The 21,355-nt window shown below is 69.6% G+C and carries 24 protein-coding genes, 1 tRNA gene and 1 pseudogene; 12 read left to right on the top strand and 14 right to left on the bottom strand.

Annotation, left to right across the window (positions count from 1 at the left end; all coding sequences use genetic code 11):
- Positions 1-34 precede the first annotated feature (34 nt).
- The gene (locus E3T19_RS03535) at positions 35-964 is read right to left on the bottom strand and encodes a DMT family transporter (RefSeq protein WP_088457009.1); all 930 of its coding nucleotides are present in this window, start codon (positions 962-964) and stop codon (positions 35-37) included.
- Here E3T19_RS03535 and E3T19_RS03530 point away from each other — a divergent pair.
- Entirely contained in the window at positions 963-2,396 is a 1,434-nt protein-coding gene (locus tag E3T19_RS03530) for a PLP-dependent aminotransferase family protein (RefSeq protein WP_134408129.1), read from the top strand. The two genes, E3T19_RS03535 and E3T19_RS03530, sit on opposite strands and share 2 nt — an antisense overlap.
- On the opposite strand, the gene E3T19_RS03525 is transcribed toward E3T19_RS03530, so the two are convergent.
- Complete coding sequence (locus tag E3T19_RS03525) at positions 2,393-2,980, bottom strand: hypothetical protein (protein WP_134408128.1); 588 nt, start codon at positions 2,978-2,980, stop codon at positions 2,393-2,395. The genes E3T19_RS03530 and E3T19_RS03525 overlap by 4 nt on opposite strands.
- A gap of 122 nt (positions 2,981-3,102) precedes the next feature.
- Between E3T19_RS03525 and E3T19_RS03520 the strand changes: the two genes are divergently transcribed.
- The gene (locus tag E3T19_RS03520) at positions 3,103-3,405 is read left to right on the top strand and encodes a hypothetical protein (RefSeq protein ID WP_088457012.1); all 303 of its coding nucleotides are present in this window, start codon (positions 3,103-3,105) and stop codon (positions 3,403-3,405) included.
- 138 nt (positions 3,406-3,543) lie between these two features.
- Positions 3,544-3,753 (top strand): hypothetical protein, encoded by a 210-nt coding sequence (locus tag E3T19_RS03515; protein ID WP_088457013.1) that lies wholly within the window; start codon positions 3,544-3,546, stop codon positions 3,751-3,753.
- 33 nt (positions 3,754-3,786) lie between these two features.
- On the opposite strand, the gene E3T19_RS03510 is transcribed toward E3T19_RS03515, so the two are convergent.
- The gene (locus tag E3T19_RS03510) at positions 3,787-3,990 is read right to left on the bottom strand and encodes a hypothetical protein (RefSeq protein WP_088457014.1); all 204 of its coding nucleotides are present in this window, start codon (positions 3,988-3,990) and stop codon (positions 3,787-3,789) included.
- A 178-nt stretch (positions 3,991-4,168) separates the two neighbouring features.
- On the opposite strand from E3T19_RS03510, the gene E3T19_RS03505 reads away from it, so the two are divergent.
- From E3T19_RS03505 to E3T19_RS03495, 3 genes are all read left to right on the top strand, one after another.
- Positions 4,169-4,771: a hypothetical protein gene (locus E3T19_RS03505; RefSeq protein ID WP_088457015.1), complete on the top strand. Its 603-nt coding sequence runs from the start codon at positions 4,169-4,171 to the stop codon at positions 4,769-4,771.
- A gap of 66 nt (positions 4,772-4,837) precedes the next feature.
- On the top strand, positions 4,838-5,725 hold the full coding sequence (locus tag E3T19_RS03500) for a hypothetical protein (protein WP_134408127.1): 888 nt from the start codon (positions 4,838-4,840) through the stop codon (positions 5,723-5,725).
- Between the two features lie 159 nt (positions 5,726-5,884).
- Positions 5,885-6,826 carry a S1C family serine protease gene (locus E3T19_RS03495; RefSeq protein WP_240632252.1) on the top strand — a complete coding sequence of 314 codons (942 nt, stop codon included), beginning with the start codon at positions 5,885-5,887 and terminating at the stop codon, positions 6,824-6,826.
- Positions 6,827-6,849: 23 nt separating this feature from the next.
- Here E3T19_RS03495 and E3T19_RS03490 read toward each other — a convergent pair whose 3' ends face one another.
- Entirely contained in the window at positions 6,850-7,122 is a 273-nt protein-coding gene (locus E3T19_RS03490) for a DUF2277 domain-containing protein (protein WP_088457018.1), read from the bottom strand.
- Positions 7,123-7,549: 427 nt separating this feature from the next.
- Here E3T19_RS03490 and E3T19_RS03485 point away from each other — a divergent pair, with 427 nt between their 5' ends.
- Complete coding sequence (locus E3T19_RS03485) at positions 7,550-7,819, top strand: hypothetical protein (protein ID WP_088457019.1); 270 nt, start codon at positions 7,550-7,552, stop codon at positions 7,817-7,819.
- A gap of 121 nt (positions 7,820-7,940) precedes the next feature.
- Here E3T19_RS03485 and E3T19_RS03480 read toward each other — a convergent pair whose 3' ends face one another.
- From E3T19_RS03480 to E3T19_RS03450, 6 genes are all read right to left on the bottom strand, one after another.
- Positions 7,941-8,936 (bottom strand): Gfo/Idh/MocA family protein, encoded by a 996-nt coding sequence (locus E3T19_RS03480; RefSeq protein ID WP_088457020.1) that lies wholly within the window; start codon positions 8,934-8,936, stop codon positions 7,941-7,943.
- 73 nt (positions 8,937-9,009) lie between these two features.
- Positions 9,010-9,081: transfer RNA gene (locus E3T19_RS03475), tRNA-Arg, on the bottom strand.
- A 90-nt stretch (positions 9,082-9,171) separates the two neighbouring features.
- Positions 9,172-10,362, bottom strand: a complete 1,191-nt coding sequence (locus E3T19_RS03470; protein ID WP_088457021.1) for a CHAP domain-containing protein — start codon at positions 10,360-10,362, stop codon at positions 9,172-9,174.
- A 147-nt stretch (positions 10,363-10,509) separates the two neighbouring features.
- Entirely contained in the window at positions 10,510-11,010 is a 501-nt protein-coding gene (locus E3T19_RS03465) for an HNH endonuclease (protein ID WP_088457022.1), read from the bottom strand.
- A 366-nt stretch (positions 11,011-11,376) separates the two neighbouring features.
- Positions 11,377-12,057, bottom strand: a complete 681-nt coding sequence (locus E3T19_RS18860) for a C40 family peptidase (protein WP_241979981.1) — start codon at positions 12,055-12,057, stop codon at positions 11,377-11,379.
- A 418-nt stretch (positions 12,058-12,475) separates the two neighbouring features.
- Positions 12,476-13,183 carry a metal-dependent transcriptional regulator gene (locus E3T19_RS03450; protein ID WP_134408126.1) on the bottom strand — a complete coding sequence of 236 codons (708 nt, stop codon included), beginning with the start codon at positions 13,181-13,183 and terminating at the stop codon, positions 12,476-12,478.
- A 74-nt stretch (positions 13,184-13,257) separates the two neighbouring features.
- Between E3T19_RS03450 and serC the strand changes: the two genes are divergently transcribed.
- Together serC and E3T19_RS19305 are read left to right on the top strand one after the other, a co-directional pair.
- Positions 13,258-14,373: a phosphoserine transaminase gene (gene serC / locus E3T19_RS03445; RefSeq protein WP_088457025.1), complete on the top strand. Its 1,116-nt coding sequence runs from the start codon at positions 13,258-13,260 to the stop codon at positions 14,371-14,373.
- Between the two features lie 6 nt (positions 14,374-14,379).
- A pseudogene (locus E3T19_RS19305) lies at positions 14,380-14,550 on the top strand (DUF2530 domain-containing protein); the annotation flags it as partial.
- Here E3T19_RS19305 and E3T19_RS03440 read toward each other — a convergent pair.
- Together E3T19_RS03440 and E3T19_RS03435 are read right to left on the bottom strand one after the other, a co-directional pair.
- Entirely contained in the window at positions 14,476-15,345 is an 870-nt protein-coding gene (locus E3T19_RS03440) for a DUF3027 domain-containing protein (RefSeq protein WP_134408125.1), read from the bottom strand. The pseudogene E3T19_RS19305 and the gene E3T19_RS03440 overlap by 75 nt on opposite strands.
- A complete protein-coding gene (locus E3T19_RS03435; RefSeq protein WP_088457027.1) occupies positions 15,338-15,718 on the bottom strand; it encodes a cold-shock protein in 381 nt (126 codons plus the stop codon). The genes E3T19_RS03440 and E3T19_RS03435 overlap by 8 nt, the downstream gene beginning before the upstream one ends.
- 94 nt (positions 15,719-15,812) lie before the next feature.
- Between E3T19_RS03435 and E3T19_RS03430 the strand changes: the two genes are divergently transcribed.
- The 3 genes from E3T19_RS03430 (at position 15,813) to E3T19_RS03420 (ending at position 19,679) form a co-directional block, all read left to right on the top strand.
- Positions 15,813-16,088, top strand: a complete 276-nt coding sequence (locus E3T19_RS03430; protein ID WP_088457028.1) for a hypothetical protein — start codon at positions 15,813-15,815, stop codon at positions 16,086-16,088.
- A 5-nt stretch (positions 16,089-16,093) separates the two neighbouring features.
- The gene (locus E3T19_RS03425) at positions 16,094-17,941 is read left to right on the top strand and encodes a helicase-associated domain-containing protein (protein ID WP_088457029.1); all 1,848 of its coding nucleotides are present in this window, start codon (positions 16,094-16,096) and stop codon (positions 17,939-17,941) included.
- Positions 17,942-18,020: 79 nt separating this feature from the next.
- Entirely contained in the window at positions 18,021-19,679 is a 1,659-nt protein-coding gene (locus tag E3T19_RS03420; RefSeq protein WP_088457030.1) for a DNA repair helicase XPB, read from the top strand.
- Positions 19,680-19,718: 39 nt separating this feature from the next.
- On the opposite strand, the gene E3T19_RS03415 is transcribed toward E3T19_RS03420, so the two are convergent.
- Entirely contained in the window at positions 19,719-20,438 is a 720-nt protein-coding gene (locus E3T19_RS03415) for a pyrimidine reductase family protein (RefSeq protein WP_088457031.1), read from the bottom strand.
- Positions 20,438-21,346: a dihydropteroate synthase gene (gene folP / locus E3T19_RS03410; RefSeq protein ID WP_134408124.1), complete on the bottom strand. Its 909-nt coding sequence runs from the start codon at positions 21,344-21,346 to the stop codon at positions 20,438-20,440. Before folP ends, E3T19_RS03415 begins: the two co-directional genes overlap by 1 nt.
- Between the last annotated feature and the right edge of the window lie 9 nt (positions 21,347-21,355).

The following is a 21,355-nucleotide window of genomic DNA, read 5'->3' as shown; positions in this document are numbered from 1 at the left end:
ACGCCGGCCCGACCGTGCCCCGCACGACGGCCGGTCAGCGGATGCGGGCACGCACGGCGCCGGCCGCGCAGAGGATGACCGCAAGCGCGCCGATCAGCACGAGAGGGTCCAGGTCTTCACCGAGGAGCAGCGCCGCCCACGCGATGGTGAGCACCGGTTGCAGAAGCTGGATCTGGCTCACCCGGGCGATCGGCCCGATGGCCAGGCCCCGGTACCAGGCGAAGAAGCCCAGGAACATGCTCACCCCGGCAAGGTAGGCGAAGGCCAGCCAGGCCGACGCATCAGCAGCGGGCCGGCCGGAAGCGAGTCCGGCCAGCATCAGCGGCACCATCACCGGCAGCGCCACGATCAGCGCCCAGCAGATGGTCTGCCAGGAGCCCAGCTCGCGGGCCAGCAGCGCGCCCTCACCGTAGCCGATCGCCGCAAGCACCACGGCCGCCACCAACAGCAGGTCGGCCGGCTGCAGGCCGCTGAGCCCGCCCGCGGTGAGCGCCACGAATCCGACCACGGCCACCACGCCGAGACCGCTGGCCAGCCAAAAGCGAGGAGTGGGCCGTTCCCTGGCCCGCACGACAGCGACCACCGCGGTGGCTGCGGGGAGCAGGCCGATCACAACGGCGCCGTGCGCGGCCGGCACGCTCTGCAGGGCGAAGGAGGTGAGAATGGGGAAGCCCGCGATGACGCCGGCCCCCACCACGGCCAGCCGCCACCATTGGCTGCCCCTGGGAAGACGCTGCCGGAGCACGGCGAGCACAGCGATGGCGAGAATGCCGGCTCCGACGGCACGGCCGGCACCGACGAACAGCGGGTCGAGCTGGGCCACGGCCACCCGGGTGAGCGGCAGGGTGAACGAGAAGGCCAGCACGCCCAGCAGCCCGAAGACCAGGCCGGCGGCGGCGGGCGACGCTTCCGGTGGCGATAGCGCTGGCGGCGCCGCGACGATAGCGCTATTCTGTATTTTCATGAAAGAGGATAGCACCCGAGCGGGTTCCGCGGACAACGAATCGGCGCATCTCGCCATCGAACGCCGTCTGCGTGCCCTGGTCGCCAGCCGGCCGGCCGGCGACCGGCTGCCCTCCACCCGCACCCTCGTGCTCGACCATGCCGCCAGCCCGCTCACTGTGCAGCGCGCGCTGCAGCGTCTGGTGCTCGAGGGCCTGGTGGAGACCCGACCGGGCGCGGGAAGCTTCGTGGCGCGGCCGCATGCCGTGCACCGGGCCGACTTCGGCTGGCAGACCACGGCGCTCGGCGCGGCCCGCACCGGTGCCGACGCGATCGGCACCGCCATGACGAGCGCCGGACCGGGCATGATCGCCCTGCACTCCGGGTACCCGGCCGAGGAGCTGCTGCCCACCCGGCTGGTGCGCACCGCCCTGGTCCGCGCGGCTCGCACCGGCACCGCCGTCGACCGGGCCCCAATTTCGGGGTTGCCGGAGCTCCGCAGCTGGTTTGCGGCGGAACTGGCACCGGTCGGCGCCTCCGCCGCCGCCCCGCCGGCCGCCGACGACGTCGTCATCACCCCGGGCGGCCAGAGCGCGCTGTCGTCGATCTTCCGGGCGCTGGCCGTTCCGGGCGACGCGATCGTGATGGAGTCCCCTACCTACTGGGGCGCCATGGCCGCCGCCCGGCAGGCCGGGTTGCGCATCGTGCCCATCTCCCGCGGCGCCGGCGCCCCCGCGGCTGCCGACCTCGACGACGCCCTGGGCGTCAGCGGGGCCCGCCTGTTCTACGCGCAGCCGCACTTCGCCAATCCCACCGGGGCGTTGTGGAGCAGCGCCGATCGCAGTGCCATCACCGCGGTCCTCCGCGCTCGCGGGGCGTACCTGATCGAGGACGACTGGGCGCATGATTTCGGCATCGAAGCGGATGTGGCCACCCTTGCCGCCGACGACGCCGACGGCCACATCGTCTACGTGCGCTCGCTCACGAAGAGCCTCTCCCCCGCCATCCGGGTGGCGGCGGTCGTGGCCCGCGGCCCCGCCCTGGCCCGGATCCAGGTGGACCGCACCGTGGACGACCTGTACGTCAGCGGGCTCCTGCAGGCGGCAGCGCTCGATGTGCTCACCGACCCGGGCTGGCACAGCCACCTCACCCGGTTGCGTGGGTCGCTGCGCGGCCGCCGCGATGAGCTGGCCCGGCAGGTGCGCGGACAGTTGGGCGCGGACGCCCTTGAGCTGGTCCCCAGGGGCGGGCTGAGCCTGTGGGTGCGCGCTGCCGACGGGGTGGACGTGGCCGACCTGGCCCGGCGCAGTCGCGCCGAGGGGGTGCTGTTCTCCCCCGGCGGCGACTGGTTCCCGGCCGAGCCGACCGGTTCCTTCTTCAGGCTGAACTACTCCCGCGCCCGCCCCGAGCTCTTCGAGGCCGCCGTGGCGACCATCGCCGGACTGCTGCCCTAGGCCAGCCGCTCGACGGCGGCGAGCCACTCGGCCCAGAACAGTTTCCACCGCTCGGCCTCGTCGAACGACGCCACCGTGTCGTGCGTCACGCCCAGCCGCAGCCGCCCGTCGGGCAGCAGGTCGGTGGAGAACAGGATCGACCCCAGCGGCTCGTCTGCACGCGCGAGGGTGAATCGCAGTGCCTTCGACGCCGGCTTCGAGCGAAGCACCAGGTCGAGACCGGGAAACAGATCGGCGCGGCTACCCTCGTCGAGCAGCAGTTCGCGCACCACGTCGCGGTCCAGGGCCAGCACCCGCGCGCGGCTCACGCTGAAGCTGCCGTCGGGCATCTGGCCGGGCAGCCTCAGGCCGGTGATGCGTTCGTAACCCACGGTCACGCTCTGCGCCCACCAGCCGTCCACACCGTGCGCGGCGTGCACCCAGGCGGCGATGGCGGTGTGCCCGGCCTGGTGGCCGGGGCCGTCGTCGATGAGATCGACCCACTCCTCCCACGCATGCCCGGTGTTCTCGAGGATCGCGTCGTCGGTCTGCACGGGCTCGGCCGCCCAGACCCGGGTGCGTGTGAAGGTTTCGTGTTCGGTCATCGGGACTCCTGTGCTCGGCACGACAATACTGGGTGTCTTCTGCCAGGTCCGACGCCGGGCACCCCGGGCGATGTGATGGCCGCGCGGAGTCCCTAGACTGAGAGCGAAGGGGGCATTTTCGGATGAGCAAGAACAAGAGCGACGAACCGCGCGACGAGTTCGACCGTATCCAGATACCCGAGTTTCTGGCCCGGCCTTTCGAGCGCCTCGCCGGCGGACCGGGCGTCGGCACACCCATCCGGCCCACCCCCAGAGACCGGTCGGACGGCAACACGACTGTTGACGGCGACTCGGATGCCGATCTCCCCGAGGACCTCGAGGACACCGAGCCGGCACCGCGTCAGTGGTGGGCCGGCTACAAGGGCAAGCTGCTGCTCTACGGCGCGGGCACCCTCGTCATGGTCTTCCTACAGTCCCGCGGCTAACCAGCACGGTACGCCGACTACATCGCGGGTAGTACCCGGGTTCATCCGTCCAGGGGATGTCTGCGTACCCGTGTTTCGCGACGATGGAGGTACCGATCCCGTTCACCCGGTCGGCAGCCGCCCGTCGAGAGGACTCCCATGACCACGATCCTGCACACTATTCCTGCCCACCGGTCCCTGCGCCCCATCGTCATGACGGCGACCCTGGTCATGGTGTCGGCCGGCACCCACGGTCCCGCCGACCTGCCCGCCGGCCCGCCCGTGGCCGTCGACCGGGTGCCTGCCCACTCCCTCGACCGGATTGCCCTGTGGGCGGCCCAGCAGGCCGGGATCGACCGCGCGGCGTAAACCGCCGCAGGAGGGCCCGTGGGGCTCCCCCGATTAGGGCCCGACCAGCAGAAGTAACACCTCATAGGTCAGATAGACCGGCCAGACGATGGCCTGGAGCAGGCCCAGGATGAAGCCCCAGAACGATCCGTCCGACGTGGAGACGAAGTAGATGGCCGCTCCAACGTAAGCCAGAAGGAAGAAGAACCCCCACCCCCCGTCTCCCACCGTCACGTTGCCACGACCGTCCGATGCCATCAGCTCCTCCGCTCCCGTGAGAACTCCCTGACTACCCGATGGCACACAGGGTAACCGCGCTGACCGCGAAGCGATACCGCCGCACAGCGGCGGCCGGGTCCGATCCGATCGTCAGCGAACGGCATCGGCGAGCAGGGAGCCCGCACGACGACATCGCCGTTTACGCGATAGTGAGGGGATGCAGATCTACTCCGACTACGCCGCCCATCGCTCCCGTCAGGTCGCGGTCGACGTGATCGCCGTCGCCGCCATCGCCGCTTGGATCGGGCTCGGCGCTTTCGTCTACTCGCTCGTGATCGACCTCGCCCGGTTCGGCGAGCAGATGGAGTCCGCCGGCTCCGACTTCTCGACCACGATGACTGACATCGGCGACAGGTTCGGCGGTATGCCGCTCATCGGCGGCGGCATCCGGGCACCGTTCGAGGCCGCCAGCGGCGCGGGCCAGAGCCTGGAGGCGGCCGGCCGCAGCCAGCAGGAGGCCGTGCTGAATCTCGCCGTCGGCCTGGGATGGGGAATCGCCGTCGTGCCTGTCGCGACGATCCTGCTGTTCTGGCTCGTACCCCGCCTGCGGTTCACGCGCCGGGCGGCCACGACACGGCGGCTGGTTCGCGCAGGCATCACCGTGGACCTGCTCGCGCTGCGGGCCCTGACGAATCAGAAGCTGTCGGTGTTCGCGGCGGTCGACGCCGACCCCGTGTCCGCGTGGCGTCGGGGCGACCCCGAGGTGATGCGCTCACTCGCCGCGCTGGAGCTCAAGGCCTCGGGGGTGCGCATCCGCTGAGGCACCATCCGTGCCTGGGACCGCGTGGTGCTGGCGGCTGCCGCCGGTGCGGACGAGGATGGTCCCATGGTCGCAATTCTCACGGATGTCGCTCGGGAACTGTACGGCCTTCGGCCCCAGGACTTCACGGCCGCGCGCAATGCCAGGGCACAGGAGCTGAAGTCATCGGATGCCGCTCTCGCCAAGCAGGTCGCGGTGATGAAGAAACCCTCTCCTGCGGCCTGGGTGGTCAACCTCCTCGCCCGGGAGAACGTCGACGAACTTACTGTGCTCCTCGACCTCGGCGAACAGATGCGCACAGCGCAGGAGCATCTCGAGCGGGACGCGCTCAGGCGGCTCGGCGGCGAGCGCCGAGTCGCCATCGCCGCCCTCGCCGCTGCGGGCGCCGACCTCGCCGCCGGCCTCGGTCACCGGCCTACTGCAAGCGTCGTCGGCGAGGTCGAGCAGACCCTGCAGGCCGCAACGTCTGATCCTTCGGCCGCCGCGGCAATCGCCAGCGGACTTCTGGTCAAGCCGTTGCGGGCGGTCGGTTATGAGCCCGTCGACCTGGACGGTGCCATGGCCGTGTCTGATCCGGAGTCGTGGCCGGCGCCTCGGGGCCGCTCCCGCGGCGCGGCACTGCCGGATCCCGTTCAACTCGCCGACGTCCGCCGCCGGAAGGAGGCCAGGCGGGAAGCGCAACGTCTGGAGCGCAATGCGGACGTCGCCGAGGCGGAAGTCGACGCCCTGGACCGTCGCACCCACCGGCTCACGCTTCGCCGGACCAGCCTCGAAGCGGAGATTGCGGAGCTTCGGGAACAGCTGGATACGGCCTCCGCGGCGCTCGCCTCCGTCGTCGCCGACGAGAGCGCCCTGGCCGACGCCCGCGCCGAGGCGCACACCGCTGTGGAGGACTCCAGAACCCGCGCCCGCGACGCACGCGAGGTCGCCGACTCCCTCGAGGAGGGCGACTGATCCGGCCGGCGGCACCCGGCGAACCCATCGGTGTCTTCGGCACTCGCCGCCGGCACGCCGACCCTCGCGGCACGCCGTCGTCCCGCCGTCTCGAAGCCCCAGTCTGCTGGCAGCGAACGGCGCCCACAGTCCAATCCGACGGACGTACGCTCTGGTGCCATGAACGATATCCCGGCGATGGATGACGACGGGCTGCTCGACGCCTACTCGAGAACCGTCACGGCCGTGGCCACGCGGGTGCTGCCCAGCGTGGCCAGTGTCTCGGTGCGCAGTTCCCAGGGAGCGGGAGCGGGCAGCGCGAGTGTCATCACCGACGACGGATTCCTCCTCACCAGCGCCCATGTCGTAGCCGGCGCCGGCACCGCTGACGTCGGGTTCGCCGACGGCACCGGGAGCCGGGTCGACGTCGTCGGCCGCGACACCCTCTCCGATCTGGCCGTGCTGCACGCACGCGATGCCACCCCGCCGCCGGTGCGGTTCGGCGACGCCGCGCGGTTGCGCGTCGGCCAGGTGGTGGTGGCCCTGGGCAATCCGCTGGGTCTGGCCGGCAGCGTCACCGCCGGCATCGTCTCGGCGCTCGGCCGGTCGCTCCCCACCCGGTCCGGGCGGGTGATCGACGAGGTGATCCAGACCGACGCCGCCCTCAACCCGGGCAACAGCGGCGGGGTGCTGGCCGACAGCACCGGGCGCATGGTCGGGGTCAACACCGCGGTGGCGGGCATCGGAGTGGGGCTGGCGGTGCCGATCAATGTGAGCACCCGGGCGATCATCACGGCGCTGATGACCACCGGGCGGATGCGGCGGGCCTGGCTGGGCATCGCCGGCGCCCAGGTGCCGCTGCCACCGACCCTGGCGGCCCGGATCGGCTCGCCGACCGGCCTACGGGTGGCGGCAGTGTCCCCTGGCAGCCCGGCAGAGGAGGCCGGGTTGCACCGCGGTGACATCGTGGTCGAACTCGCCGGGCAGCCGGTGGTCACGGCCACAGCAGTGCAGCAGCTGATGGTCGAGGCCGCGATCGACACACCCATCGAGATCACGGTCTGGCGAAACGGCGCCCTGGTCGACGCGATCACCGTGCCGCGGGAACTCGCGGAGTCCTGACCCGGCCCAACACTGCCGGTCGATCAGGCCGCGGCGAACCGCTTCGCCGAGCGAGCCCTGGCCTTGTCCGCCTCCACCTCGCGGTTCTTGGGCGGAGCGGTCGTGACCAGGTCTTCGAGCAGATGCCGCGAGGTGTGGGCGATTTCCGCGACCGCCCGGTTGAAGGCCTCCTCGTTGGCCTTCGACGGCTTGGTCGCCCCGCTGATCTTGCGCACGAACTGCAGCGACGCCGCATACACCTCGTCGTCGGTGGCGGCAGGTTCAAAATTGTGAAGCTGATGAATGTTCCGACACATACTTCGAGGGTACCCAGCCGGGCCCGGCCACGGAAGTGCGAGAAAGTGTTGCGCGAAGAGCGGATTGCCCACTACGGTGATGCCTACGCCATACGACGAAAGGAGCCTCGCGTGATTACTCAGAAGATTGCATTCGCATTCCGTACCACCGCCGGCTTCGTCGGCGTCTTCACCGCCTGATCGGCCAGTAGGTAACCCACCGGTCCAGACGGTGGTGACGCTCTCGAAGCCCGACCAGGCAGCATCCGCACTCTGTGCATCCCGCACCTTCTGCATCCGTCTGCCCGGGTCACTCACCCCGTGAGCGGCGCGCACTCCGCGCGTCGCCCTCGTGCCGCCGTGCGCGGCCACCCTTCATTCTGCGAGCCCGAACGTTCTTCCAGAGCGCCCGGATTCGCGAACCGTCCTCGTTAAGGAACGCATCATCATGAATACCCAACTGGCGCCCGATCCGGGCCGCCACGATCACCCACCCCAACCCGTTCTCTCGCCCGAGGCGCACCCGGCGCGCCGCGTAGGCCTGATCGACCGCGCTGCCATGCACCTCGGTGTCGCGCTGATCCGCTGGGGTCGCCGGCCCGTCAGGGCTCGTCGCCGGGAACGCCCCGCTCTCGCTCCCGAGTCGATCGCAGCCCGCCGGGAGTTAGACCGGGTTCGAGACGAGCATCTGGTCCTGAAGCTGACCCAGTTCCGGTGACCGGTGCCCCCACGTCGCACCCGACCGCGTTATGCGGGTGCCGCGCCGGTATGCGGGTGGCGCGCCACCCGCATACCGGCGCCTGACCCGCCTCACGCGTCGGTACTGGCTTCGGATGCGCTCAGCCGCGCGGTGCCGCGTCCAGTCCAGCCCGCCACTGCGCGAGCAGGCGCGCGACGCTGCGGCTGTGCGCCCACGGCACCTCGGGCGCCTCGGTCCGCCCGTCCAGCAGGGCCAGCGACACGGCATCGGCCTCTGCCGCGAACGGGTCCACCGTCGGCACCTCCACCAGTCGGTCACGGCCATCCGCCCGCACGAGGAACGACGCGGCCGAGTCGCTGCGGCTGCCGAACACATCGGCCAGCTCGATGACCCCGGCGCTCCCGCTGAGCCTCGCCGACCGCGGCAGCTCGGCGACGATGGAGCACTCCGCCTCCGCGGAGAATCCGGCCGCGGCAATTGTCGCGCTGGCGTGCTCGTCCACGCCGGTGTCGCCGACATCGCCCGTGGCGACGGTGACCGTCAGGTCTGCCGGGTCAACGCCGGCAGCAGCGGCGAGTGCCACCGCGAGCGATACGGGGTAGCCGCCCACGTCGAGGATCGCCCCGCCGGCCAGCTCCGGATCGAACAGGCGTCCCGATCGCTGCCCCGCCGCGAAGCCGAACGAGGCGACCAGCTGCAACGAAGTGCCGACCTCCCGGTTGGCGACGGCGGCATCCAGGGCCCGCGCGAACGGTCCGAACCGGTGCTTGTACGCCTCGACGAACGGCAGTCCGGAGGCCGCGGCCTGATCCAGGACTCGTTCGACCTCCGCCACGGTCGGCGCGACCGGCTTCTCGCACAGCACCGCCTTGCCGGCCCGCAGCGCGGCCACGGCGAGGTCCGCGTGGGTCGTGTTCACCGTGGAGATGTACACGGCGTCGATGTCGTCCCGGGAGAGGAGATCCTGGTAGGTTCCGGTGACGGGCGCCCCGTACGTGGCCGCGAACGCGGCCGCCCGCTCGGGGCTGGTGCTGCCGACTGCGTGCAGAGTGCCGTGCGCCGAGCCGGGCAGAGCCCGGGCGAACCAGCCGCCGATATCGCCAGGTCCTAGGATTGCCCACCGCGTAGTCTTCATTCCTCGAAGGTACCAACCTTCGGCGACGACCTTTTCCCGGTGAGGGAGCTGAATCTGTTGCGGCGGTGCGGGGTGCCCCTGGAGGGACTCGAACCCCCAACCCTTTCCTTAGGACGGAACTGCTCTTCCATTGAGCTACAGAGGCTGACCGGGAAAGTTTAGCCGTTATCCGCGCCGGTTGAGCGCAGGTACGCCGGGCTGCCCTCGTTCGGAGGCGGGCACGCCGCGACAGGAACTAGGTCGGCGGGTAGAGGTAGACCGGAACCTCGCTGACCGGCACTGTACGCGTGTGATAAGCGTGCGAGCCGTTCCAGTTGTATTCCTCGAGCACAACGGTGCCGTCCCCCGGCACCGACTGAACATAGGCGACGTGGTTGTAGGTGAACCAGGCCACGGCACCCACGACGGGTGCCTTGCTGCTGGCCCAACCCTTGTTCGCCCAGGCGTTGGCCCAGGCGGATGCGTTGCCGCCGCCGGGAGTCATCGTCGACCAGGTCCACTTGAACGGGCCGGTGGCGCCGGCGTCGCGGTTGAGCCGCCAGGCCACGAAGTCCACGCACTCGCGGTAGTAGTAGCCGAGCGGGGAGAACCCGCCGCCCTGGGATTCGGTGGCGGCGTCCCGCCAGGGGTAGTCGTCACCCTCGGCCCGGATGCCGACCACGGCGTACTCGGCCGCGGAGCTGCGGGTCTCTTCGGCAACCTGCTGCTGCTCGAGGTCCGCCGCGATGTTCGCCTCGATCTCGTCGAGTTCGGCCTGGCTCGTGGCTGTGAAGCTGTCGGCCGAAATAGTCACGGCGGCAGCGGCGGCGCCCACGGTGACGGCCTGGGTGTCCCCGGAGGCCTTGGCAGTGAGAGCGGTCGAGCCGCCCTGCGGGGTGAACGCGTAGGCGGGCAGCGCGGCAGTGAGGAAAATGGCCGGGATCGCCAGCAAGGTAACCATCTTCGCGAACTGCTTGCGGCGCTTGACGGGCCGCCGGGCGGGACCGGTGCGGGCGCCGGCGGGTGCCGTGGACGGTGCGGATGGCGTGGAGAACGGCCGGAACCGGGCCGGGCGGACCGCACGCGGCGGAACGGTGTCGTCCTGGGCTGACGACTCGTCGGCCCAGGTGCTCGCGCTGCCGACGATGACGGCGAGGTCCGGGGACACCGACCGGATCGAAACCGGCGGTACGGGAACCGCGGTGACGACCATCGCCTCGGCGGAAATGACAGCGGACTCGGCGGTGACGTCGACGGACTCAGCGGAGACTTCAACCGACTCGGCGGAAACGATGACGGCCTCGGCGGGCACGACAACGGCCTCGGAAGAAACGACGACGGCGGAAGTGCCGGATGCCTCAGCGGCTGCGCGCTGGGCCCGGGCCTCGCGGCGCGAAGGTAACGCGCCGACGCCCTCAGGCGAGCCGGCGGGGCCGGAATGAGTCACAGATAATCCTCTAAACAGCCACTACCGGAAGGGGGGACTTTTCAACTGTAGGCGATGCGTGGGCGGCTGTCACGTTGAGCGTTACGTTTTCGTGACAATGGCACTACAAAGGGGTGCACATCCACAAAGTCGAGCCGAGCGATGAGACTACGCGGCGGCCGGCGCGAGGAACTCGTCCCACTGCGGCAACGGTCGTTCCACGCCACTGACCACCCAGGTGGTGCCCTGCGGCATCCGGGGGTCGAAGCGCAGGTCCCAGCCCATTTCGGCGGGTGTGCGGTCGCTCTTGAGGTTGTTGCAGCGCAGGCAGCAGGCCACGAGGTTGTCCCAGGTGTCGCGGCCGCCGCGTGACCGCGGCTGCACGTGGTCGATGGTGCTGGCGTTCTTGCCGCAGTAGCCGCAGCGGTGGTCGTCGCGCCGCAGCACTCCGCGCCTGCTGACCGGCACGGCCCGCGACCGCGGCAGGCGCACGTAACGGGTGAGCAGGATGACGCTGGGCCGCTCCCACGACTCCGTCGCCGCCCAGACCGGGTGCCCCTGGTCCGCCTGAATGATTGTTGCCTTCTGGTTCATGACGAGCACGAGTGCCCGCTTGAACGACACGACCGCGAGAGGTTCATATCCCGCGTTAAGGACCAGTGTGCGCATGCGCTCCCTTTCGAAAAAGGCTGGACGGCTTCCAGCCATTCGAACTGCTGTCTGGCGTCGACGGGGAGGAGATGCGGGCAAACAAAAAGGGCGTCGTCATCATGACAACGCCCCATGGGCTTCGGTGTGCTCGGGGCACACGACACCCAGACAGATTTGACTGCTGTGCCGCAGCGCGAAGTGTCCGCGCACATCCATGGTGTGGATCGTGCGTAGCTTGCGCATTGGCTCTCCCAAAATCCCGCAGAACATCAGGGCATCAGGTTAACCCACAAATGGTGCGCTACGAAAACGTGTCGCACCATTTGTGCTATGCGTAACCCAGTGTTTACCCGGGCGGTCTCAGGAGCGGCCAGATCAAACGGCTCAGATGCCCAATCGCACGATGTAATAGTCAGCGGTCCAGATCGGCTGTACCCGCACCGCCGCCCCTTCGTACGGCGCGTGCAGGATGTTGCCGTTGCCGGCGTAGAACCCGTCGTGGCCGTCCATGATCACCAGGTCGCCCGGCTGGGCATCCGCCAGGTCGATCCGGGTGCCGGCCGCGCCCTGTCCGGTGGAAGAGTGAGGCAGGGAGATGCCGAACTGTGCATATACGTACATCACGAAGCCGGAGCAGTCGAACCCGGCCGGGGTGGCACCCCCGTACACGTAGGGAACGCCCTGATATTGCAACGCAACGCTGTAGACCGACGAGAGGCTGAAGCTCGGGTAGGCCGAGCTGGCCAGGTAGTCGGCCGCCGACGGGCCGGTGAACGACTCCGCATAGGTGGTCATTGAGGTCGCCGCGGCCGCTCGCGCGGCCTCGGCGGCTTCGGCGGCCTCGGCGGCCTCGGCGGCGTCGATCTCAGCCTGTGGCGTGGCCGCGAAGGCGTCCTGGGCGACCGAGACCGAAGCGGCACCGTCATCGACGGCCACCCCCTGGGCGCCCGCCTGGGTCAGCTCGGTGGCGTCCGTGGCCGCGAAGTTACCCGCGGGGTCCGCCGGGGCGAACGCGTAGGCCGGCAGCGCCATGGTGGCGACGAGACCGGTGGCCAGGGTCATCATCACGACCGGACCCACTGTGCTGCGGAGTCTGGATCGCCTGACGGGCTCCCCCGGCCTCATGACGATGCGCGGCCCCACCTCGGATTGTGTCGCGCGCATCGGATCGGCCGGAGCGGGGCGTATGGCCACAGCAGTGGCACGTCGACCGCGGCTGGACAGTCTTCTTCTTAACAGAGTCAATTCGGACCTCCGGCGCCTCGACAACACTAGGAAGTTGCCCCGTCCAGGTGCGAGTGAACGCGTGAATTTCCGCAGCAAGCGACGGGAAGGGTAGAGACGTCTTGCGCGGGCCCGACGATCGGTCTCTGATCTGTGGGCAGGTCGAGGCTACGTGACCGAATCCGGTTTGTCACCCAAAATGCACGATTTCTAACGAATTGGTAACAGGACGGTGAATTTCGCCGGAAATCCGGTCCGGCTAGGAGCCGGTGACGGGGGTGGTCACGAAGATGTGACCGGCGACCTCGTTGGGTAGTTCCAGGCCAGCGCCGAAGCCCTCCACCTGCACCAGAACGTAGGAGCCCACGGCGGAGAACACACCGGTGTTGCCCGGCAGAACACCGGACTGCTTGAGCTGAGCGAGGAGAACCGGGTCGAACTGCACGGGCTCCCCCAGCCGACGGATGACGGCAGTCACGGGGGCCTGCGACGCCGCGACGACGTCGAGCAGGTTGGTGACGCCCGCCATGAATGCCACGGCCGGGGAGTCGCCCAGTTCGTCGAGGCCGGGAATCGGGTTTCCGTACGGGGATTCGGTGGGGTGACCGAGAATTTCGAGGATCTTGCGCTCGACCTGTTCGCTCATCACGTGTTCCCAGCGGCAGGCTTCGTCGTGGACGAACTCCCACTCGAGACCGATGACGTCGCTGAGCAGGCGTTCCGCGAGGCGGTGCTTGCGCATCACATGCACGGCCTTGGTGCGGCCGGTGAGAGTGAGCTCGAGGTGCCGGTCGCCGGAGACGACGACGAGACCATCGCGCTCCATCCGGGCGACGGTCTGGGACACCGTCGGTCCGGAGTGACCCAACCGCTCGGAGATGCGGGCCCGGAGGGGAACGATGTTCTCCTCCTCGAGGTCGAGGATGGTGCGGAGATACATTTCGGTCGTGTCGATAAGGTCAGTCATCCGCAGCCTCCCGCTCGGCCATATGTGCAACGCCACAACACTACCCGTGCGAGGCGGGCAACTAGAATCCTGTTATGCCGGACCTACAGATCCCCACAGAATTACTGCCCGCCGATGGACGTTTTGGCTGCGGCCCGTCCAAGATCCGTCAGGAGCAGCTGGACTACCTGTCCGGCGCCGGCGCGAGCATCCTGGGCACCTCCCACCGCCAGGCACCGGTGAAGAACCTGGTCGGGCGCGTCCGCACCGGCCTCACCGACCTGTTCCGCGCCCCGGAGGGCTACGAGCTCGTCATGGGCAACGGCGGCTCGACCGCGTTCTGGGACGCTGCCGCGTTCTCGCTCATCGAGACCCGCGCCCAGAACCTCGTTTTCGGTGAGTTCGGTGGCAAGTTCGCCGCCGCCGCCGCCGCGCCGTTCCTCACGGCTCCCGATGTCATCAAGGCCGCCCCCGGCTCGCGCGCCACCGCCGTACCCACCGAGGGCATCGACGTGTACGCCTGGCCGCAGAACGAAACGTCTACCGGCGTGATGGCCCCGGTCACCCGGGTGCACGGAGACGCTGGCGCCCTGACCGTCATCGACGCCACCAGCGCCGCCGCCGGCATCGACTTCGAGGCCGACCAGGCCGATGTCTACTACTTCGCTCCGCAGAAGAACCTCGCCTCTGACGGCGGCATCTGGCTGGCTCTGTTTTCCCCCGCGGCCATTGAGCGCGTCGAACGCATCGCCGCCAGCGGGCGGTACATCCCCGAATTCCTCAGCCTCAAGAACGCCATCGACAACTCCCGTCTCAAGCAGACGCTCAACACGCCCGCCGTGTCGACCCTGCTGCTGATGGAGAACCAGCTCGACTGGATCAACGGCAACGGCGGCTTGGCCTGGGCGTCGGCGCGCACCGCGGAGTCCTCCTCGGTGCTCTACGACTGGGCCGCGACCGTGGACTACGCGACGCCGTTCGTGACCGACCCGAGCCACCGCTCACAGGTCGTCGCCACGATCGACTTCGACGACGCGATCGATGCCGCGGCCATTGCCAAAATCCTGCGTGCCAACGGCATCGTCGACACCGAGCCGTACCGCAAGCTCGGTCGCAACCAGTTGCGTGTCGCCACCTTCACGGCCATCGACCCGGCGGACGTGCGCAAGCTCGTCTCGTCGATCGAATACGTAGTGGCCAACCTGGGTTAGTCGCCCATGCGTTTCTGGCTCAGAGACAGCGAACGGCGGCCCGACCCGCTGCCCGCCCGCGCTAATGCGCGGAAAGCGGTGGCAGCGGGTTCGGTCGGCTGGCTAGTGCTGCTCGTGCTGGCCGTCGTCTTCCGAGCTGAACTGAACGACGCCGGCCTGGGCTGGTGGCTGTGGTGCGCCGTCATCGGTCTGGGCCTCGGCCTCTGCGGACTCGGCTTCGTGCTGTTCAGACGCCGCTAGCGCCTCGTCCACGTCGATCCCGTCGAGAACGTCGACGCCGTTGTCGACGGCGTCGTCGGACTCTGCGCTCTCGTCGTCGTCGTCACTGTCGTCGTCGTCGTCACTGTCGTCGTCGTCGTCACTGTCGTCGTCGTCATCATCATGATCGTCGTCGTCGCTGTCGTCATCGTCGTCGCTGTCGTCGCTGTCGTCGTCGTCGGACTCGGCGAACCCGGCGGCAGCCAGCTCCTCGGCGACCTTGGAGTCAGCGAGCCGGTCGCTCCACGGCACCCATTCCGGAGCGAGCAGGGCATCGTCGCCAGGCATGAGTTCGGTTTCCAGCACCTGCGGCTCGGAGTCGCCGTCGACGCGGGACAGGCTGACCGTCCAGCGCCAGCCCGGGTAACCGGTCATCAGGCAGTCGAAGAGCAGCGACAGCACGTGCTCACCCTCGACGATGTAACCGAGCGGTTCACCGATCGTGTCGGCCGGGGTGATCAGTTCGAGAGCGGACCTGGCCTGGTCGACGGCGGCCACGAGCACCTCATCGGCCTCGAAGACCTCGTCGTCGGCAACGTCGTCGGCGTCCTCGGCGTCCTCGGCGGGACCGTCCCCCGTCGCACCCGCCCGGCCGTCGTCGACGACAATGGTCTCGTCGGCCGTGGGTTCGTCGACGGGAGCCTCAGCCGCCGGGGTGTCGGTCGGAACGACCGGCGGGGCCTGGGGCGGGGTGGGGTCGAAAGGATTAAGCATCCAGTTCCTCGGCGACCTTGCGCAGCACGGCCGCGATCTTCTTGCTGTGCGCGGAGTCGGGGTACCGACCGCGGCGGAGGCTCGAGCCGATACCGTCGAGCAACTTCACCAGGTCCTCGACGATGATGGCCATGTCGTCAGCCGGCTTGCGGCTGAGCTTGGCCAGGCTCGGCGGAGCCTCGATCACGCGCACGGACAGCGCCTGAGCGCCGCGCTTGCCGTCGGCGATGCCGAACTCGAGCTTCATCCCGGCCTTCACCGTCACTCCGGCGGGCACTGCGGAAGCGTGCAGGAAGACCTCGTGGCCTTCATCGGACGTGATGAAGCCAAAGCCCTTCTCCTCGTCGTAGAACTTGACTTTGCCGGTGGGCATCTGAACCTCGCTGTGATTTTGAGGCGCGCAGAATACGCGCCGCTTCACTCAGCATATTCCGTTGTAGCTGACTATGCCCCGTATCCTTAGGTCTGTGACCACTCAAACTCCCCACGACCCCGGCCGGCTCGAGAAGATCCTGGCCTACATGGTTGCGGGTGTGGTCGGGCTGTCCATCCTGGCCTTCCTCGCCGTGATTCTCGGCACCGCGGCCGGGGCCGGCGACAACGACGGATTCAGCAAGGGCGTCTGGCCCGCCGTGCTCACTCTGCCCCTCTTCGGTCTTCCCCTCGGCTTCCTGTTGATCATCGCCCTGATGGTCGTCAGCGGAGTCCGCCGTGCTCGCGAGGCTCGACAGAAACTGGAGTAACCGACATGCTGACGCTCGCCTCACGCCTCCGCGCACTGAACGACGCAGCACTGCGCCGCACTATCGTGCTCCGATCGATTCCCCCGCACGGCATCCACGACTTCTTCGACCTCGCCGAAGCGCTCCTCGAGCCCGCAGCGATCCAGTCGACGCTCGCGCACCTGGACCGCAGCACCCTCGCCGTTCTGGCCGTGGCCGGCGAACTGGGCGCCGCCCCGATGGCCGAACTTGTCGAACGACTGGCCGACCTCGGGCACGACACCCTGAACGCCGACGACATCTCCGCTCGCGTCGACCGCCTCGACGAGCTGTTGCTCCTGGTGCGCACAGGCGACACCGTGCGGCCGTATGCAGCCGTCGCCGAACGCCTTCGGTCCTGGCCGGAGGAAGGTCTGCCCAGCGCCGCCGAGCTGGCCGGGGTGCCCGCCCCCACCCCACTGGCCCCGCTCTCGGCCACCGACAGCCGTTTCACTGAGCGACTGGCCGCCGAGCGTGCCTTCACCGCCGTCTCCTCGATCGCCGAACTCCTCACCGAACTCAGCCAGGAGCCGGCCCGCGAACTCAGTCGGGGCGGCCTCGGCCTGCCGGACACCAAACGTCTTTCCGTCGCCATGCGGGTCGACCTGGACGCCGTTGCCCCACTTGTGGGCATCGCCGCCCGCGCCGAACTGGTCACCCTGGGCTCCGGTTACTGGTCGGAGTCCGCCGAGGGAGTGGCCTGGCTGCTCGAGAACGCACCGGCCCGTTGGGGCGTGCTGGCCGCATCTTGGCTGGCTGCCCTGCCCGCCGACGTCCGCCAGATCGTCGCCGAGCGGCCCGGCGTGGCCTGGGGCGATGCCCTGCACCGTTTTGTGGACTGGCTGTACCCGGCCGGCGGCACCTGGATGGATGACCGCATCGCCGACTTCGCTCACGAGGGCGAGCTGATCGGCATCACCGCTCGCCAGTCCACCAGCCCGGCCGGCGCCTCAGTGCTTCGCGGCGACATCGACGCCGCCATCGCCGCCATCGCCGCGTCGCTGCCCGCCGAGGTGGGTACCGTCTACCTGCAGCACGATCTCTCGATCGTGGCCCCCGGCCCGTTGTCAGCCTCGATCGACGCCCGGTTGCGCACCTTCGCGGATGTCGAGAGCCGCGAGCTGGCGTCCAGCTACCGGTTGAGCGGTGCGTCGGTCAACCGCGCCCTCGCGACCGGCGACGACGCAGACTCCATCCTGCACTTCCTGGCCACGATCTCGCTCACCGGTGTCCCGCAGCCGGTGGACTACCTCATCCGTGACGCCGCCAGCCGGTATGGGACGGTGCGGGTGGGCCGCATCGACCCGGAGGACCCGGCCGGGCCCAGCTACATCGCGTCCGAGGACACCGCGGTGCTCGGCGCCATCGCCGTCGACCAGACGTTCACGGCGCTCGCGCTGACAACGGTCTCCCCCAGCCGCCTCACCAGCCCCCATCCCGCCGGCACTGTGTTCTGGGCGCTCACCGACGCCCGCTACCCCGTCGCCGCCGAGAACGCGGCAGGTGAGGTGGTGCATCCGCGCCGGCACCCCGTCCTCCGTTCGAGCCGGGTGGAGATACCGGACCCCACGGTCGCGCTCGTCGAGGAGTTGCGCGCCACCGACGGCGGCGAGGCGAAGGCCGCGCACGCCTGGCTGGCCCGGCAATTGGATTCCGCCATCAAGCACCGGCAGACGGTGCTGGTGAGCGTGCAGATGCCCGGCGGCGATGTGGTGGACTACCTCCTCGAACCGGCCAGCGTCGGCGGCGGCCGGTTCCGCGCCCGGGACCGTCGGGCCGATATCGAGCGCACACTGCCGCTCTCCAGCGTCGTCAGCATCGTCCCCGCTCCCTGACCCGGCGGCGGGGCCGGTCGGGCGCACCCCCGTACGCGGGTAGGTACGGTCACAGCCCACGGGCGTAGCATTGTTGCTTATGTCCGATGGCCCGCTGATCGTCCAAAGTGACCGCACGGTTCTGCTCGAAGTCGCGCACCCTCTGGCCGAGGATGCCCGGCACGACCTGGCCGTGTTCGCCGAACTGGAACGCGCGCCGGAACACATCCACACCTACCGCATCACCCGGCTCGGCCTCTGGAACGCCCGCGCCGCCGGGCATGACGCGGCCAACATGCTGGCCACGCTCGAGAAATACTCCAAGTTCGCGATTCCGCAGACCGTCACGGTCGACCTCGAAGAGACCGTGGGCCGCTACGGCCGCCTGGTCATCGACCGGGACCCCGAGGGCCAGCTGGTGCTGCGCAGTCTCGACGCGCCGGTGCTCACCGAGGTGGCCGGTGCGCGGCGCATCGCCCCGCTGCTGATCGGCCAGCCCACCCCGGACTCGTTCCTGGTGGCGCCGTGGGCGCGCGGGCAGCTCAAGCAGGAGCTGGTGAAGCTCGGCTGGCCCGCCGAGGACCTCGCCGGCTATACCCCGGGCACCCCGCACGACATCGCGCTGCTGGAAGACGGTTGGGCGCTGCGTGACTACCAGCACAAGGCCGTGGCGAACTTCTTCGAGGCCGGCTCCGGCGTCGTGGTGCTGCCCTGCGGCGCGGGCAAGACCCTCGTGGGCGCCGGCGCGATGGCCACCGCCAAGACCAACACCCTGATCCTGGTCACCAACACGGTCTCTGCCCGGCAGTGGCGCGACGAGTTGCAGAAGCGCACCACCCTCACGGCGGAGGAGATCGGCGAATACTCCGGCCAGGTCAAGGAGGTCAAGCCCGTCACCATCGCGACCTACCAAATCCTCACCGCCAAGCGGAAGGGCGAGTACGCGCACCTCGAGCTGCTCGACGCCATGGACTGGGGCCTGGTGATCTACGACGAGGTACATCTGCTGCCCGCCCCGGTGTTCAAGCTCACCGCCGAGTTGCAGGCCCGGCGCCGGCTCGGCCTGACCGCCACCCTGGTGCGCGAGGACGGCCGCGAGGGCGACGTCTTCAGCCTGATCGGGCCCAAGCGGTTCGACGCCCCGTGGAAGGAGATCGAGGCCCAGGGCTTCATCTCCCCCGCCGCCTGCTTCGAGGTACGCATCGACCTGCCCCACAGCGAGCGGCTCCGTTACGCCGCTGCGCCCGACGACGAGCGCTACCGGATGGCCGCCACCGCGCCGGCGAAGCTGGACATCGTCAAGGAGCTGGTGGCGATGCACCCCGGCGAACGCATCCTCGTGATCGGCCAGTACCTCGACCAGATCGACGAGCTCGCCGAGGCCCTGCAGGCGCCCAAGCTCACCGGGGCCACGCCGGTGGATGAACGCGAACGGCTGTACCAGGCGTTCAGGGTGGGAGAGGAGAACCTGCTCGTGGTGTCGAAGGTGGCTAACTTCTCGATCGACCTGCCCGAGGCCTCCGTCGCCATCCAGGTATCCGGATCCTACGGGTCCCGGCAGGAGGAGGCCCAACGCCTCGGCCGGCTGCTGCGCCCGAAGGAGTCCGGCCTCACCGCCAGCTTCTACACCCTCGTCGCCCGCGACACCGTCGATCAGGACTTCGCCCAGAACCGCCAACGTTTCCTGGCCGAGCAGGGCTACTCGTACACGATCCTCGACGCGCACTCCCTCGCCCGTCCCACCGTGGCCGCGAACTGAGAGAAAAGCCCCAGAATCGCCAAGTTTTAGGGGCTCAGCTCACAGTTCGCGGGCGCGAAGGTAGCGCAGCAGCAGGGTGTCGCCGGCCGGGAGGGCGTGGGCCAGGCGCATCCGGCGCGGCGATGCGTCCGGCGCGCCGGCGATGCGCGCTGCCCGGCCGGACTCCAGCAGCGGGGCCAGGGTGAGGCAGAGCTCGTCCACGGCATCCGCGGCCAGGAGTGAGCCGAACAGGCTCGGGCCGCCCTCGCAGAGCACCTGCGGGTAGCCCCGCGCGGTGAGCGCGCGCACCATCAACGCATGGTCGACGGATGCCTCCCCGCAGACCCACACGTCGGCCACCGCGGCGAGCGCCGCCCGGCGTTGGGCGGGGGCCTGGGCGTGGGTGATCACGATCGGCCGGGTGGCGGCGGCGGTGAACACCGGGTGCGCCGGGTCCAGGTCGAGACGGCCGGACACCAACGCCACCGGCGGGTGCTCCGGTAGCGCGTGGGCAACTCGCCAGGCCACCGCCTCGTCGGTGAACCGGATGCCCCCGTAGCCCTCGGCGCGCACGGTGCCCGCACCGACGAGGATCACGTCGGTGAGCATCCGCACGGTGTCGAAAACCAACTTGTCGGCGTCGTCGCCGAGCCCGCCGCTCAGGCCGTCGTGGGTGGCGGCGCCGTCCAGGCTGCTGATGAAGTTCACCCGCAGGTGCGGGGCGGACCTGTCGTGCACCGTGTAGCGGGCCAGCACGTCGCCGGGATCGATGGCGCTCATCAGGTGAGGTTGTGGCGCAGGTACGCCGGTTCGCGCCAGCCGAGAATAGCTTCGGTCATCCGCACGGCGTCCACCGCGGCCGCCACGTTGTGCACCCGCACGATGCGGGCGCCCTGCATGATGCAGTAGACGACGGCGGCGAGGGTGCCCTCCACTCGCTGGTCGCGGCCCCGGTCGAGGGTCTCTCCGATGAAGTCCTTGTTCGAGACCGCCACCAGCGTGGGCAGGCCGAGCGTGGTGATCTCCGCCAACCGGCGGGTCAGCTCGAGGGAGTGCCGGGTGTTCTTGTTCAGGTCGTGCCCGGGATCGATCACCAGCCGGTCGGCCGGCATCCCGTGGTCGAGGGCGCGCTGCACCCTGGCCTGCAGGAAGCCGGACACCTCGGCGGCGACGTCGGTGTACTGCGGCGCCGGGTACGGCGTGCGGGGCCGGGCCAGGCTGTGCGTGATCACCAGAGTGGCGTCGCTGTCCGCGACGACCTCGGCCATCCGCGGGTCGTGCACACCGGTGGTGTCGTTGATCACGTGCGCGCCGGCGTTGATGCTGGCCCTGGCCACGTCGGGGTCGAAGGTGTCGACGGAGATCACGACGCCGGTGCCCCGTAGGGCGGCGACGACGGGTACCACCCGGTCGATCTCCTCCGCGACCGGAACGGCCGGACCCGGGGCGAACTTGGCCCCGCCGATGTCGACCCAGTCGGCGCCGTCGTCGATGGCCCGATGTGCCGCCGCCACGGCCTGATCGAGCGCGAAAGTGGCGCCCTGATCATAGAAGGAGTCCGGCGTGCGGTTGATCACCGCCATTACCGCCACCTCACGCGCGAAGTCGAAGTCACGCCCGTTGATGCGGCGCCGGGGCACGTCCAGCCGGGGCCGGATGACCCCGGTCGGGTCGGTCGAGCTGACCATCTGACTCCT

The organism is Cryobacterium sp. TMT4-31, assembly GCF_004403385.1.
Lineage (GTDB): Bacteria > Actinomycetota > Actinomycetes > Actinomycetales > Microbacteriaceae > Cryobacterium > Cryobacterium zongtaii.
Note: the sequence above shows the minus strand (reverse complement) of the source record. Positions and strands in the feature narration are given on the sequence as shown.